Origin of the sequence: Bacillus sp. SD088 (assembly GCF_017355205.1) — a bacterium.
Taxonomy (GTDB): domain Bacteria; phylum Bacillota; class Bacilli; order Bacillales; family Bacillaceae_C; genus Lederbergia.
In genome coordinates, this window is record NZ_JADIJK010000022.1 from 77,418 (window position 1) to 93,157 (window position 15,740).

Below are 15,740 nucleotides of genomic sequence, written 5' to 3' on the forward strand. Positions count from 1 at the left end.
ATAACAATAACCCGAATCACTAGAATCTATTTCCATTGCTGTCCACAATAAGATGAAAATATTCCTCCTTTTTCTAACATGATCTACCTCAGCAAAAAAAGACCTGGTACTATACCAAGTCTTTAAACTTCATTCCAAAAATCGCAACAAATCTCCATATATAATTTTGTCTGAGTCATTTAATTCCTGTTGGACAGCAGAAAAATAAGGTGAACAGAAATTTCTTTTTACTTTCTTGCCTGTTTCTTTTGCATAACATGTATGGTCGATATAAGAATATTGGTCTGTCGTAAAGGACCCATCCCTAAAGGCGACAAAGCGCTTTTGATCTTCCATAAGTAAACTTTTGCCAAATGATAAGGCCTCATCCGATTCTGATACTCCTAACAAATCGAAAATCGTAGACCGTAAATCAACTTGGCCCCCAACAGTCGTTATCTCTTGACCATCGATACCGGGAATATGAATCAATAAAGGCACCTTTTGTAATTCCATATCATCATTTGGTGTAATTTCATGGTCGAGCACCTCACCAAGTGAATCATAATAACTTTTAGAAATACCATAATGATCTCCAAACAACACAAAAATACTATTGTCATATATTTCTGATCCTTTTATTTCATCAAAAAATGTCTTAATGGCTTCATCTTCATATCGGACGGTTGTAAAATAACGATTCACCATTCCCTGATCTGTATCGGGTCCTGATATCAGCTGATCTTCAGGATCTAGCAAATAAGGGAAATGATTGGTTAACGTTAAAAATTTAGCATAATAAGGCTCTGGTAGTTCTGATAAATACGGAATCGATTGTTGGAAAAAGTCGATATCCTTTATACCATAATTGATGGAATTTTCCTCGGTCACCTCAAAATCCTTTTTAGAGAAAAACCGATCATAACCAAAGGATTCATAAGCAACTTCCCGATTCCAGAAAAAGGCATCATTCCCATGAAAACTGGCGGAATAGTAATCGTGTTCCTTTAAGACTTTTGGTAATGACGCGAAGTGATTGTTCGTTTTTCTTACAAAAACAGACCCTCCTGATAATGGATATAACCCATTATCTAAAATAAACTCCGCATCGGATGTCTTTCCTTGCGCGGTTTGATGATAAAAATTCGGAAAATAGAGGCTCTCCTCCTTCAATTGATTTAAATAAGGAGTAACTTCCTGCCCATCAATTTCCTGGTCAATTACGAATTCTTGAGTTGATTCCAAAAAGATGACAATCACATTTTTGCCGCTCGCTGCACCATGATATTCAGATACGGAATCTTGCCCTTGCCTACCCTTTACATAACTGGCAATTTCCTCTATTTCGCTACTATCGGCCAGCACACTTTTCATAGAGGATGTTGAGTTTTGGTAAATATCAAAAAGGTGATATGAATAAAGGCCTAAAGATTTGACAATTAACTCTTTATCATAGGATTGATTCCAAAAGCCAGAATGAAAAAAGCAGGAAGCAACAATTGGAACAATGACAGCAATCCCCAGCACACCTCGAACCACTCTTTTCCGAATAGTAAGAGCGTAATCCTTCAATACCTGCTGCTTTGCTAAAAAGATGAGCACAATGCAATCTAAGAATAAAAACACATCATAAAACTTGACCAATTCCAATGTACTTTGGCTTAAACCGCCTACATTTTTAAATTGAAACAGAACTGGCACCGTTACAAAATCAATGTAAAAGCGATAATAAAGTACATTCCCATATAATATGGCGGTTAAGAGAAAATAAATTGCTATACATATTTTGCTTCGATTTTTTTTGAACAAAAAGCCAAAACTGAAAATCACTAAAAGTGACGCTAATGTCGTCGCTTCTAATAAAAATGCTTCCCAAAAAGATTGGATATGAATATGAAAGCACCATTTATACAGAATTGAAATTTTGATCCATAAAAGTATCACCGCAATCAGGAATATCCAAAAATCTTTATTTTTTTCTGATGGGGCTTTCTGAATCATGTATGTCACCATCCATTTCTATCCAATTCATTACAACTATCTTATCATCATCTCTAAGTGAAAAAAAGAACATCCGCTAACATATTAGCAGATGTTCCCTCTTGAGCGGTTCAATAATTTGGTTTAATGACAATATGACGATTAGGCTCATGGCCATCAGAAACTGTCTGGACTTTTTTATGTCCCGCTAATGCTGTATGAATAATTTTCCGTTCAAAATTAGGCATAGGTTCAAGTTTTACAGGCTTTTGTATTTGAATGGCCTTTGAAGCAAGACGTTCAGCCAATTGAATCAATGTTTGTTCCCTTCGATCCCGATAATTTTCAGGGTTCAAAATTACCGTAATATAAGGATCTGCATGGCGGTTTGCGACAAGCTGGGCTAAATATTGCAATGAATTGATCGTTTGTCCTCTTTTTCCGATCAAAAGTCCCATTTTTTCACCTGTTATTTGCAAAATAACATATCTTTCACCTTTTTGTTCTACTTCAATTTCAGCTGATATCCCCATACTCGTTAAAATCATTTTTACATAATCAACGGTTGTTTCAATCGCTGTCGGTTTTACTTTTACTTTTATAATCGCTGGTTTTGCACCAAATAAACCAAGTAATCCCCTTTTTCCTTCGTCCACAATGGTGATTTCTGTCCGATCTTTTGTTGTATTTAATTGAGCCAATGCGGATCCTACTGCTTCTTCAACGGTTTGTCCAGTAGCAGTGATTTCTCTCACTTTTTAGCTCCCCTCACCTTTCCTTTATTGGTATTCGTTAGGTTATTAGTCTGGATTGCTGGTGGTTTAATAAAATACGTTTGTACGATCATAAATATATTCCCGACCACCCAGTATAAAGCTAAAGCTGCTGGGAAATTAATCGCAAAAATTAAAATCATTACCGGCATGATATAAAGCATCATTTGCATCTGCGGATTTGCACTACCAGTTCCAGCCATCATAATCTTTTGTTGCAAGAAGGTTGTAATTCCAGCAATAATCGGTAATAGGTATAGTGGGTCCGGAGCTCCCAAATCAAACCAAAGGAAATCCCCACCTTCCGATATTCCTCTTGTCCGAATAATCGCCTGGTAAAATCCGATTAAAATTGGCATTTGAATTAGAAGCGGAAAACAGCCTGCCAATGGATTCACCTTATTCGTTTGAAAAAGCTTCATTGTTTCCTCTTGTAACTTCTGTTGTGTCTTTTGGTCTTTGGAACTATATTTTTCCTTCAACTTCTGCATTTCTGGTTGAATCGCTTGCATTGCTTTTGAATTTTTCGTTTGTTTAATCATTAAAGGTAGAATCGCCAGACGAATTAGTATGGTTACAACAATAATAGCTAGTCCATAACTATTCCCAAAAAGTTCCGCAAAAAAAGTAATCACACTTGATAAGGGATAAACAATATATTTACTCCAAAATCCCGTACTTTCTGCTGTAATATAATCAGGGTTATCGATAGTAGAGCACCCTGTTGCCAGCAACACAACCAATAACAGTACTGACATCCATAATATTCTCTTTTTCAAGCCTAATATCCTCCTGTTTTCGTTAAGCATTCATCTATACAAATGTTCTTTGGCTATTTTACCATTTTTATAAGCATAAGTTGTGAAAAAATGGGTATTTTTATTTATTTTTCTAACCTTTCTAGAACTTTTCCAAGCCTCAGTACATGTTGTAAGCTTTTTTTAGCCTGATGAAAGTCCATTTCTGCTACTGGCTTTCTTGCAATAATCACATAATCATTTCCTGTTTTTATCTGTGGGCTAAATTCATGAAACACTTGCCTTATATAACGCTTTATTTCATTTCTCTTTACCGCATTGCCAACCTTTTTACTTACAGAGAGGCCTATTCTGAAATTTTCTTGCTCTTCTTTTTTTAATATATACACAACAAACTGTCGATTAGCTACTGACTTGCCTTTTCTAAAAACAGCCTGGAAATCATCATTTTTTTTGATTCTGAATCCCTTTTTCATTCCTTCACCCACAGTATCTGTCTTTTCAAGTTAATGTATCGATCCTTGCTTCATTCTTAGATAGAGCTAGAATCTAAAAAAAGACCACTGAGACGTTTCAGTGGTCTACGCTGATAACACTTTTCTTCCTTTACGACGACGAGCAGCTAAAATTCTACGACCATTTTTCGTGCTCATACGTTGACGGAATCCGTGTACTTTGCTTCTTTTTCTTTTATTTGGTTGAAATGTTCTTTTCATTCATGACACCTCCTCGAGGTTAAAGAGGATGTTTAAAAAGTCCGGTAAAAATGACACTGCGAGATAATGGATCTCCAACTTCCGAAATCACCAACAACACGCGTAAGTTCGCTGACTCGTTTTTCCGTTACTCAAAACTACGCCGCCTCGAACTTCTTGGTCCTTTTTATCCTCCTTTTTCAACACACACTTAAAAAATTTCGCTATCAGACATACTAAATAAGTATAAATAGATGACCTTTTATTGTCAAGAGGGCAACAAAAAGTTCAACATAAAGGCATTGTTTAAGAGGTATTCCAGATTTTTTAAAAATTATATTTGATAGACAATCTTACTTTATCCCCAGCGTTATCTTTGGTCATTTTTTCCCTCTTTTTTCGAATGTGGATAATTTCGACACGTTTTTTATTATCCACAACAGATATCGACAAGTTTTTCACAAACCAACGGCCTGTGGGTAACTTTCATCCACTTATGTTGTGCTTTGTGGATACTTCTTCCTACACATTGATTAGTTCATGTTTATTTGATATGATTATGTTGTTTTCACTCTGGATACATTTTTATTGTTTATTACATTATCCACAGTTGTGGATATCTTGTGGATATATTATCCACCCCTTCTGAATAAACTTGTCCACAATGAGTGGAAGATGTCGAAAACCGCTTTTCTTCTTATATATACATTTACCCACATTCATAGCAATGTATATTTATACTTAAACCTAAAATTTAAGGTACGCAGTTATATAACAGCAGTGTTGACCTATTGCAAGGGAGGTAGAAAGTTGGAAAACATAGCCGAGCTTTGGGATCAGGTTTTATTAAGTATTGAAAAAAAAGTAAGCAAACCAAGTTTTGATACATGGTTGCGACTTACGAAAGCTCACAAGCTCCAAGGGGATACAATGATTGTGACGGCGCCTAATGAATTTGCAAGAGATTGGCTAGAAGGTCATTACACAGAATTATTGGCTGGTCTCCTCTATGAAATTATCGGTGAAGAATTATATGTGAAATTCATTATCCCTCCTGATCAAGAGGAAGAAAGCAAACAAGCTCCCAAGATTCAAAAGGTGGAGAAGAAAGAGTCTGTTGATGTCTATCAAAATATGCTGAATCCCAAATATACGTTTGAAACTTTTGTCATTGGTGCCGGAAATCGCTTTGCTCACGCCGCTTCATTAGCTGTAGCAGAAGCACCAGCAAAGGCCTACAATCCTTTGTTTATCTATGGTGGTGTTGGAATGGGGAAAACCCATCTTATGCACGCAATTGGGCATTATATTGTCGAACATAAACCAGACGCCAAAATTGTTTATCTCTCATCAGAAAAATTTACAAACGAATTTATTAATGCAATTCGTGACAATAAAGCGGTCGATTTTCGCAATAAATACCGTAGTGTCGATATTCTATTAATAGATGATATTCAATTCCTTGCCGGAAAAGAATCAACACAGGAAGAATTTTTCCATACATTCAATACTCTTCATGAAGAGAGTAAGCAAATTGTCATTGCAAGTGATCGGCCGCCAAAGGAAATTCCAACCCTAGAGGATCGATTACGTTCCCGTTTTGAATGGGGATTAATCACTGATATTACCCCACCAGATTTAGAAACAAGGATCGCTATTTTACGAAAAAAGGCGAAAGCAGATGGATTAGATATTCCCAACGAAGTCATGCTCTATATTGCGAACCAGATAGACACGAATATAAGGGAATTAGAAGGAGCCCTTATTCGCGTTGTCGCTTTTTCTTCTCTTATTAACAAAGATATTAATGCTGATTTAGCTGCAGAAGCTCTAAAAAGTATTATTCCTGGAGCTAAACAAAGGGAAATTACAATTCTTGATATCCAAAAAATGATTGGTGCCGAATATAATGTTAAGCTTGAAGATTTCAAGGCAAAGAAAAGAACAAAGTCAATTGCTTTTCCTAGACAAATTGCCATGTACTTATCTAGAGAGCTTACAGATTTCTCCCTGCCTAAAATTGGAGAGGAATTTGGTGGTAGAGATCATACTACTGTAATTCACGCACATGAAAAAATTTCCAAGCTTGTAGAATCAGATTCTAATTTTAAAAGTAAACTAGAGGAAATTCAGGCTTCATTAAAGAATTCATAATGGGGATGTTGTGTATAACTATCTTTCTTTCGTACACAACCTTTCCACATGTGAATAACCGATGAAATCTAGTCATACACAGACTTATCCACATATTCACAGGTACTATTACTATTATTACTATTTTTTTATTATTAATAATTAATATTATGTCCTTAAAATTTTTGATGACTGGGAGGCAAAGCATGAAGTTTATCATTCAACGTAACCGACTAATCGATAGTGTTCAAGATGTAACAAAAGCCGTATCTTCAAGAACAACGATCCCGATATTAACGGGGATCAAAATGATTGCAACAGAAGAGGGGCTAACTTTTACAGGAAGTGACTCTGATATTTCCATTGAATCTTTTATTCCAAAAGAGGAAAACGGGGATGAAATTGTCGAAATACAAGAAACAGGTGGAATTGTTTTAAATGCAAAGTTTTTTTCAGAAATCGTTCGTAAATTACCTATGGATACAGTCGAATTTGAAGTATCTAATCATCAACAAACAATTATTCGTTCAGGATCAGCGGAATTTAATTTAAATGGTTTAGATCCAGATGAATATCCATACTTACCACAAATACCTGAAGAACATATTTTTTCTTTACCAGCTGATTTGTTAAAAACCCTAATCAGACAAACGGTTTTTGCTGTGTCCACCTCAGAAACACGTCCGATCTTGACAGGTGTAAACTGGTTAGTGGAGAAAAATACTTTAAGGTGCACAGCAACAGATAGCCATCGTCTTGCGATGAGGACTGCGCCAATAGAGGGAGCAGGAGAGAATTCATTTCAAGCAGTCATCCCTGGAAAAAGTTTAGTAGAATTAAGTAAAATTTTAGATGGCTCTAACGATTTGGTTGATATTGTGATCACAGATAATCAGGTCTTATTTAAATTTAAAAATCTATTATTCTTTTCTCGTTTGTTGGAAGGTAATTATCCAGACACATCTAAATTGATTCCAACAGAGTATAAAACTGAATTGATTTTGCCTTCTAAAGACTTCCTACATGCAATTGATCGTGCTTCTTTATTAACAAGAAGTGACCGGAATAATGTCGTGAAATTAACGACGATGGAGGGGAAGAAGATTGAAATATCGTCTACCACACCTGAAATCGGAACGGTTGTTGAGCAGATCAATACGGAGTCAATTGAGGGAGAAGAGCTCAAAATCTCATTTAGTGCAAAATATATGATGGATGCCTTAAAAGCGGTAGAAGGAACAGACATCAAAATTAGATTTACAGGGGCTATGCGTCCCTTCATCATTCAAGCTGTACACGATGATACGATTTTACAATTGAATATGCCTGTTAGGACATTTTAATATTTTTCAATAATCCTGCCACTTGGCGGGATTTTCCTTTTGCATAATCAGAACTGCATTACCATAGGACCTATGTTTCCAGCTATTCTTCTGACTTTCCTTTGTCTTCTCGCATTTCTTTTAGTAAAATAAAAGGAGTGATTATTCGGAAATGAGTGAGCGAAATGGAAAATGAAGTGAAGATTGATACTGACACGATCACCTTAGGCCAATTTCTAAAGCTAACAGATCTAATTTCTTCGGGCGGAATGGCGGAATGGTTCTTAAGTGAGTATGAGGTTTGGGTTAATGGAGAGCAGGACCAACGGCGAGGGCGTAAACTGAGAATTCATGATAGAATAGAGATTAAAGGGATCGGCATCTTTACAATTGTTTAAGAGGTTTACTACCTTCCTTCAAAAAGGGAGATTTATGCCGGAAACTGGTTGTTCTCGCTTTTTACAAAGGATGGGGAAATAAAATGCTTCCTTAGGATCGCTTCTGAACTTGGTGTAGGAGCTATTCAGCTTCCGGTGCCGCGCTTTTCTTAGTTAAAGGATGTTGCCTTTCATGTATATTGAAGAGTTGGAATTAGTTAATTATAGGAATTATGAGAGCCTTCAGCTGAATTTTGAAAATAATGTTAATGTGATTTTAGGAGAGAATGCTCAAGGGAAAACAAATATGATGGAATCGATCTATGTATTAGGAATGGCAAAATCCCATCGTACCTCAAATGATAAAGATTTGATCCGTTGGGACTCAGAGTATGCTAAAATAGAGGGTAGGATAGAAAAACGTCATGGAACTGTTCCTCTAGAACTAACGATTTCTAAAAAAGGGAAAAAAGCCAAATTTAATCATATTGAACAGAAGAAATTAAGCCGTTATATTGGAAATATGAATATTGTCATGTTTGCGCCTGAAGATCTCCACCTTGTTAAGGGGAGCCCACAAATAAGGCGTCGTTTTATTGATATGGAAATTGGCCAAGTTTCTCCAGTTTATTTACATGATATGAATCGTTTTCAAAAGGTATTACAACAACGAAATCATTTTCTAAAACAATTGCAAGCAAGAAAGAATGATGATAAAACATTTTTACATGTTTTGAATGAACAATTTGCAGAAGTAGCAATCAAAGTCATGCTAAAACGCTTTGAGTTTATTCGTATGCTAGAAAAATGGGCACAACCGATCCATGAAGGAATATCACAAGGAAAAGAAAAGCTTGAAATTCGCTATAAACCATCCATTGAGGTATCGAATGAAGTAGATTGGTCAAAGATGATAAAAGGATTAGAGGAAAAGTTTGCCTCTTTAGAACAAAGAGAGATTGACCGGGGAATTACTTTAATTGGTCCCCATCGGGATGAGATTGGTTTTCTTGTGAATGGACGGGATGTTCAAACATTTGGTTCCCAAGGACAGCAGCGAACAACCGCTCTTTCAGTGAAATTAGCTGAAATTGACTTGATTCATTCTGAAATTGGTGAATATCCCATTCTCCTTCTTGATGATGTTTTATCAGAATTGGATGATTATCGCAGAACTCATCTTCTCAATACAATTGAGGGAAGAATTCAAACTTTTGTTACGACCACAACAGTAGATGGCATTGACCATCAAACCTTAAGGGACGCAACTACCTTCATGGTGCGAAATGGCGAAATTGAAAGAGAGAAATGAGGTGAAGGAATGTATGTTCATGCTGGAGAAGATATTATGATTCGATCGAATGAGATCATTGCGATTTTGGAAAAGGAGACAGTTGAATATTCTGTTGAAATCCAAAAGTTTTTGCAGCATAAAGAAGATTTAATTATTAATCTAGCCAATGGAGATTTTAAATCTTTGATCATTACAGAACCTCATATTTATTTCTCTCCTATAGCCTCATCAACTTTACAAAAGCGGTTGTTGGATATGCAGGACCATGGGTTAATGATATAAATGTTTTGTCAGGTAAGGGGTGTTCAAAAAGTATAGGGAAAATAGCAGGCGACTTTCATAACAGAATGCGCTAGTGTCGGCATCACAACAAATATTTATGATGGGTCGAGTAATCATAGTCCTAACTCGTTGCGATTTAAGCCGATCCTTCTCTTTTTGTCCTCCTTTTTGAACAGATATCAATAGGCAAAATTGATTGAAAGAGCAGGTGAGTTTTTTGACAATGGACCACAAAGAAGTTCAAAATCAATTATACGATGAGCATCAAATACAAGTGCTTGAGGGCTTGGAGGCTGTTCGAAAACGGCCAGGAATGTATATAGGCTCTACTAGTTCAAAAGGACTTCATCATCTAGTATGGGAAATTGTAGACAATAGTATCGACGAGGCCTTGGCGGGCTATTGTGATGAAATTAATCTAGTAATTGAAAAAGATAATAGTATAACCGTAACGGATAATGGCCGTGGAATTCCAGTTGGGATTCAGGAAAAAATGGGAAGACCAGCCGTCGAGGTTATTTTAACGGTTCTTCATGCTGGAGGGAAATTTGGTGGAGGTGGATATAAAGTATCCGGTGGACTCCATGGGGTAGGAGCTTCTGTTGTAAATGCTCTATCATCTGTGCTTGAAGTATATGTCCATTTGAATGGAAAAATTCATTATCAAAAATATGAGCGGGGTGTACCTGCTTGCGATTTGAAGGTGATCGGCGAGACAGACCATACGGGAACGATTATTCGTTTCTCCCCAGATCCTGAAATTTTTAAAGAAACAACTGAATATGACTTTGATACATTAGCTACTCGTACAAGAGAATTAGCTTTTCTAAATAAAGGATTAAAATTAACCATTGAAGATAAGCGTGAAGAAGGCAAAAAAAGTGAATATCATTATGAGGGCGGCATTAAATCATATGTTGAGTATCTGAATCATTCTAAAGAAGTCCTTCATGAAGAGCCTGTTTATATCGAAGGCGAAAGAGATGAAATCATCGTGGAAGTGGCACTTCAATATAACGATGGATTTGCCAGCAGTCTCTATTCATTTGCCAATAATATCCACACATATGAAGGTGGTACTCACGAATTTGGTTTTAAAACAGCCTTGACGAGAGTCATTAATGATTATGCAAGACGAAATAATATATTCAAAGATAATGATAGCAATCTTTCGGGAGAGGATGTTCGTGAAGGACTAACAGCTATTATTTCGATTAAACATCCTGAACCCCAATTTGAAGGTCAAACGAAAACAAAACTAGGGAATTCAGAGGTCCGTCAGATTACTGACGCTCTCTTTTCTGAGCATTTTGCGAAAGTTTTATTAGAAAACCCCGTACTTGCTCGAAAAATTGTCGACAAAGGCTTAATGGCTGCAAGAGCACGTGATGCAGCGAAAAAAGCACGTGACCTAACGAGAAGAAAAAGTGCTTTAGAAATCTCTAATCTCCCTGGAAAGCTATCAGACTGCTCTTCACGAGACCCAAAAATTAGTGAATTGTATATTGTTGAGGGTGATTCAGCTGGAGGATCTGCCAAACAGGGACGGGATCGCCATTTCCAAGCTATTTTGCCTTTAAGAGGGAAAATCCTCAATGTCGAAAAGGCCCGATTGGATCGAATCCTTTCCAATAATGAAATTCGGACCATTATTACGGCTCTTGGCACAGGGATTGGCGAAGAGTTTGATATTGCTAAGGCCCGTTATCATAAAGTGGTCATTATGACAGATGCGGATGTGGATGGAGCTCATATACGAACATTATTATTGACATTTTTCTATCGATTTATGAGGCCTTTGGTTGAAGCGGGGTATGTGTATATTGCTCAGCCACCATTATTTAAAATTTCCCAAGGGAAAAAGGACCACTACGTTTATTCAGATAAAGAATTGGATGAAAAGCTAGTAGAATTGCCAGAGGCCCCAAAACCAGGGATTCAGCGTTATAAAGGTCTTGGAGAGATGAATCCAGAACAATTATGGGAAACAACTATGAATCCAGAAGGCAGAACAATGCTACAAGTTAGTCTAGAAGATGCAATTGATGCAGATAGAACCTTTGATATGCTTATGGGGGAAAAAGTCGAACCGCGTCGAGTGTTTATTGAAGAAAATGCATTATATGTGAAAAACTTAGATATTTAAAAACGAAGTGAGAGGAGGGTGTTCCTATTATGGAGGAATCGAATGTAAGAGAAATTAATTTAAGTCAGGAGATGCGTACCTCATTCCTGGATTATGCGATGAGTGTCATTGTGTCTCGAGCGCTCCCAGACGTTCGTGATGGCTTAAAACCTGTCCATCGTCGTATCCTCTATGCAATGAATGATCTTGGAATGACGAGTGATAAGGCTTTTAAAAAATCAGCAAGAATTGTCGGAGAAGTGATCGGGAAGTATCACCCGCACGGTGATTCAGCTGTCTATGAGACGATGGTTCGGATGGCCCAAGATTTTAGTTATCGCTATATGCTTGTCGATGGACACGGGAATTTCGGATCTGTTGATGGTGACTCAGCGGCAGCCATGCGTTATACAGAAGCAAGAATGTCGAAAATTTCGATGGAACTTGTTCGCGATATCACAAAAGATACGATTGACTATAAGGACAACTATGATGGATCTGAAAGAGAACCTGAAGTATTACCATCTCGTTTTCCTAATTTATTAGTGAACGGTACATCAGGGATTGCGGTCGGAATGGCGACGAATATTCCACCACATCAACTAGGAGAAGTTATTAATGCGATCTTGGCTTTAAGTAAGGAACCTGAAATTTCTATTCAGGAGCTAATGGAATATATTCCAGGTCCAGATTTTCCAACAGCCGGTATGATTATAGGCAGAAGCGGTATTAGAAGGGCTTATGAAACAGGGCGAGGCTCGATTATTATTCGAGCAAAGGTAGATGTTGAGACGAAACAAAATGGAAGAGAAACGATTATCGTTCATGAACTACCTTTCCAAGTGAATAAAGCAAGACTAATTGAAAGAATTGCAGAATTGGTCCGCGATAAAAAAATAGATGGCATTACAGAATTAAATGATGAATCTGACCGTAACGGAATGAGAATCGTCATGGAAGTTCGTAGGGATGCAAATGCAGAGGTTATTTTAAATAATTTATATAAAATGACGGCCATGCAAACGAGCTTTGGTATCAACATGCTTGCACTGGTAAATGGCGAACCAAAGGTTTTAAATCTTAAACAATGCCTTACCTATTATCTCGAACACCAACAAGTCATCATTCGCAGAAGAACTGAATTTGAATTACGCAAAGCAGAAGCGAGAGCCCATATTTTAGAAGGACTCCGAATTGCCCTTGATCATATTGATGCGATTATTAGCTTAATTCGTGGCTCTAAGACAACTGATATTGCACGAGCTGGCTTAATGGAGCAATTCGATTTATCTGAAAAGCAAGCACAAGCTATTTTGGATATGCGTTTACAGCGTTTGACTGGTTTAGAGCGGGAGAAAATTGAAGAAGAATATCAAAATTTACTTTCCCTGATTTCTGAACTTAAAGCAATTCTAGCAGATGAAGAAAAAGTGCTAGAAATTATTAGGGAAGAACTACTCGAAATTAAGGAACGTTTTGACGATGGCCGCAGAACAGAAATCATTTCAGGTGGCATTGAGCAAATCGAGGATGAAGATCTTATTCCTAGAGAAAATATTGTTGTCACCCTTACTCATAATGGTTATATTAAACGATTGCCAATCACAACATATCGTAGTCAAAGACGAGGCGGACGTGGAGTACAAGGAATGGGAACAAATGAGAATGACTTTGTTCAACATTTAATTACTAGTTCAACTCATGACACCATCCTCTTTTTTACCAATAAAGGAAAGGTATACCGTGCGAAAGGTTACGAAATACCTGAATTTAGTCGGACAGCGAAAGGTTTGCCGATTATTAATCTTTTAGGCATTGAAAAGGATGAATGGGTTAATACAGTGATCTGTGTGGAAGAATTCCTTGAAGATTGGTATTTATTCTTTGCCACGAAACAAGGAGTGATCAAGCGCACACCTCTTTCAGCCTTTGCTAATATTAGAACAAATGGGTTAATTGCTCTTGGTTTAAGAGAAAATGATGAACTAATTTCTGTACAATTAACCGATGGAAATAAAGATATTGTTGTTGGGACCAAGAAGGGCTTGCTTATTCGGTTTAACGAAGTAGATGTTAGATCGATGGGGAGAACAGCAACAGGGGTAAAAGGTATTACATTAGCAGGTGACGATGAAACAGTTGGTATGGAAATACTAGAAGAACATGAAGATGTTTTGGTCGTAACCAAAAATGGTTTTGGTAAACGTACTCCAGCAGCAGAATACCGGATTCAAAGCCGTGGTGGAAAAGGGTTAATTACTTGTAAAATCACCGAGCGTACTGGAACGGTAGTTGCAGTAGAAACTGTTCAAGGTGACGAGGACATTATGATCATCACGAATAGTGGGGTCGTCATTCGAATGGATGTTCAGGATATCTCTATAATTGGCAGAAACACACAAGGGGTTAAACTAATGACTCTTGGAGATGATTCTTCTGTTTCAACCGTTGCAAAGGTTGAAAAGGAAGAAGTAATAGAGGAAGAAGTGGAAAATGAAGAACTTCCTGAATCGCCAAATGAAGAATAAGAGAAGGGCGCCAATTTTTTGGCGCCTTTATTCATGGCTAAAAATATTAAATTTGGAGCCGAAAGAAGTAGTAAAGAGACTTTTTCTAAATTTGCCAACTTGGAAGTGATGAGATGAATGTAACGGTGGAAGAGCTAAGGGAGGATACATCGTGCAGAAAGATGTGTACGGGCGTTCCAATTATCCACTTATACCCGCTAATACAGAATTAAAAAAAGCATATCGAGGTTTTGAAGGCCTTTTCAATAGAGAAAATTGAAGTTCAATACCAACTAGGGAGCAAAAGCGAAAAGGAAATCAATAGAGATGCAGAATATAATGTAAAGAATATGGATAGTTCTGTTCATTTTACACGTGAATATGAGGGAACGGTTCAGCAGTTTAGGAAGGAATTCCAGCTCTGGCAAACAGGTTTACCAATTAACATCTCAAATGTACGTGCCTTGCTTATCCCGTTATTGACGATAGCTTTAGAAGATAAGAAATGGATTTATTCTATCCATCATTTATCACAGGCAGAAGAGTATATGTATCATCACCCTATAGCCGTTAGTATTCTTTCTGGATGGATAGCAAAGAGAATGGGGTATAGCCAAGGACAGATATTTCAAGTTGCACTAGCTGGTCTTTTAGCTGATTGTGGAATGGCAAAAATTGATACAAATCTTTTTATGAACACTAGAACGCTGAATAATTCAGAGTGGAGAAAAATTAAGGAACATCCGCTTTATAGCTACCAGATGATTAAAAATATATCTATTTTAAAACCAGAAACAAAGCTTGCGATTGTTCAGCATCATGAAAGATTAGATGGAACTGGGTACCCAAGTGGAAAAAAGGGAAATTCCGTATCCATGATGTCTCAAATTATAGCTATAGCTGATATTTATCATGCGATGACGTCTAAAAGATTATTTAAAAACCAAGAATCCCCTTTTAAAACACTCGAGTTAATGAAAATTGATCAATTTGGAAAATTACATATTACAATTTTAAAGGAACTTATATCCACTATTGCAAATTTGCCAATTGGCACAACTATCCGTCTATCAAATGGTCAACAAGCGAAGGCTGTATTCGCTAAAACCGATGCCAAATTACGACCGCTTGTAAGTATAGGAGAAACTGGGGAGATTATTGATCTTGAAAAAAACAGAAATCTTTATATTGAGTGTATAGTAAAAGACAATTAGAAGACTTTCAATACTTACTAATGAAAGAAAGATATTAGTAAGTATATTTTTTTGAAAAAACTCTTGCAATCAAATGAAAAACTTGGTATATTAGAACATGTCCTTGAGAGGACAAAACAAAAAATAAAAAAAACATTGACAATGACTTTGATTAATGTTATTATATAAAAGTCGCCTTTGAGGCGATGGGGAATTTGATCTTTGAAAACTGAACGAAACGAACGTCAATAAATATTGGATAAATGGTTTTAAACCATTGCCAGCAATTGAGTAGGAATGTAACTCAAATGTTCAAAGGTTA

13 protein-coding genes are annotated in these 15,740 nt (G+C 36.8%); 8 read left to right on the forward strand and 5 right to left on the reverse strand.

The window, feature by feature from the left end; genetic code table 11:
• Positions 1-129: 129 nt before the first annotated feature.
• The 5 genes from IPU53_RS18085 to rpmH form a co-directional block, all read right to left on the reverse strand.
• On the reverse strand, positions 130-1,980 hold the full coding sequence (locus tag IPU53_RS18085; protein ID WP_207452409.1) for an LTA synthase family protein: 1,851 nt from the start codon (positions 1,978-1,980) through the stop codon (positions 130-132).
• 110 nt (positions 1,981-2,090) lie between these two features.
• Complete coding sequence (gene jag / locus IPU53_RS18090; protein ID WP_207452410.1) at positions 2,091-2,714, reverse strand: RNA-binding cell elongation regulator Jag/EloR; 624 nt, start codon at positions 2,712-2,714, stop codon at positions 2,091-2,093.
• Positions 2,711-3,511 carry a YidC family membrane integrase SpoIIIJ gene (gene spoIIIJ / locus IPU53_RS18095; protein ID WP_207452411.1) on the reverse strand — a complete coding sequence of 267 codons (801 nt, stop codon included), beginning with the start codon at positions 3,509-3,511 and terminating at the stop codon, positions 2,711-2,713. Before spoIIIJ ends, jag begins: the two co-directional genes overlap by 4 nt.
• Positions 3,512-3,615: 104 nt before the next feature.
• Complete coding sequence (gene rnpA, locus IPU53_RS18100; protein ID WP_207452428.1) at positions 3,616-3,966, reverse strand: ribonuclease P protein component; 351 nt, start codon at positions 3,964-3,966, stop codon at positions 3,616-3,618.
• Positions 3,967-4,071: 105 nt separating this feature from the next.
• Positions 4,072-4,206, reverse strand: a complete 135-nt coding sequence (rpmH, locus tag IPU53_RS18105) for a 50S ribosomal protein L34 (protein WP_081243455.1) — start codon at positions 4,204-4,206, stop codon at positions 4,072-4,074.
• 789 nt (positions 4,207-4,995) lie between these two features.
• Here rpmH and dnaA point away from each other — a divergent pair.
• From dnaA to IPU53_RS18145, 8 genes are all read left to right on the forward strand, one after another.
• Entirely contained in the window at positions 4,996-6,339 is a 1,344-nt protein-coding gene (gene dnaA, locus IPU53_RS18110) for a chromosomal replication initiator protein DnaA (RefSeq protein ID WP_207452412.1), read from the forward strand.
• Positions 6,340-6,524: 185 nt separating this feature from the next.
• On the forward strand, positions 6,525-7,661 hold the full coding sequence (gene dnaN / locus IPU53_RS18115) for a DNA polymerase III subunit beta (protein WP_207452413.1): 1,137 nt from the start codon (positions 6,525-6,527) through the stop codon (positions 7,659-7,661).
• Positions 7,662-7,825: 164 nt separating this feature from the next.
• Positions 7,826-8,038 carry a S4 domain-containing protein YaaA gene (gene yaaA, locus IPU53_RS18120; protein ID WP_207452414.1) on the forward strand — a complete coding sequence of 71 codons (213 nt, stop codon included), beginning with the start codon at positions 7,826-7,828 and terminating at the stop codon, positions 8,036-8,038.
• 172 nt (positions 8,039-8,210) lie between these two features.
• On the forward strand, positions 8,211-9,329 hold the full coding sequence (gene recF, locus IPU53_RS18125) for a DNA replication/repair protein RecF (RefSeq protein ID WP_207452415.1): 1,119 nt from the start codon (positions 8,211-8,213) through the stop codon (positions 9,327-9,329).
• A gap of 9 nt (positions 9,330-9,338) precedes the next feature.
• The gene (gene remB / locus IPU53_RS18130; protein ID WP_207452416.1) at positions 9,339-9,593 is read left to right on the forward strand and encodes an extracellular matrix regulator RemB; all 255 of its coding nucleotides are present in this window, start codon (positions 9,339-9,341) and stop codon (positions 9,591-9,593) included.
• 223 nt (positions 9,594-9,816) lie between these two features.
• Entirely contained in the window at positions 9,817-11,739 is a 1,923-nt protein-coding gene (gyrB, locus tag IPU53_RS18135) for a DNA topoisomerase (ATP-hydrolyzing) subunit B (RefSeq protein WP_207452417.1), read from the forward strand.
• Between the two features lie 29 nt (positions 11,740-11,768).
• Positions 11,769-14,246, forward strand: a complete 2,478-nt coding sequence (gene gyrA, locus IPU53_RS18140) for a DNA gyrase subunit A (protein ID WP_207452418.1) — start codon at positions 11,769-11,771, stop codon at positions 14,244-14,246.
• Positions 14,247-14,476: 230 nt separating this feature from the next.
• A complete protein-coding gene (locus IPU53_RS18145) occupies positions 14,477-15,439 on the forward strand; it encodes an HD-GYP domain-containing protein (RefSeq protein ID WP_207452419.1) in 963 nt (320 codons plus the stop codon).
• Positions 15,440-15,740 lie beyond the last annotated feature (301 nt).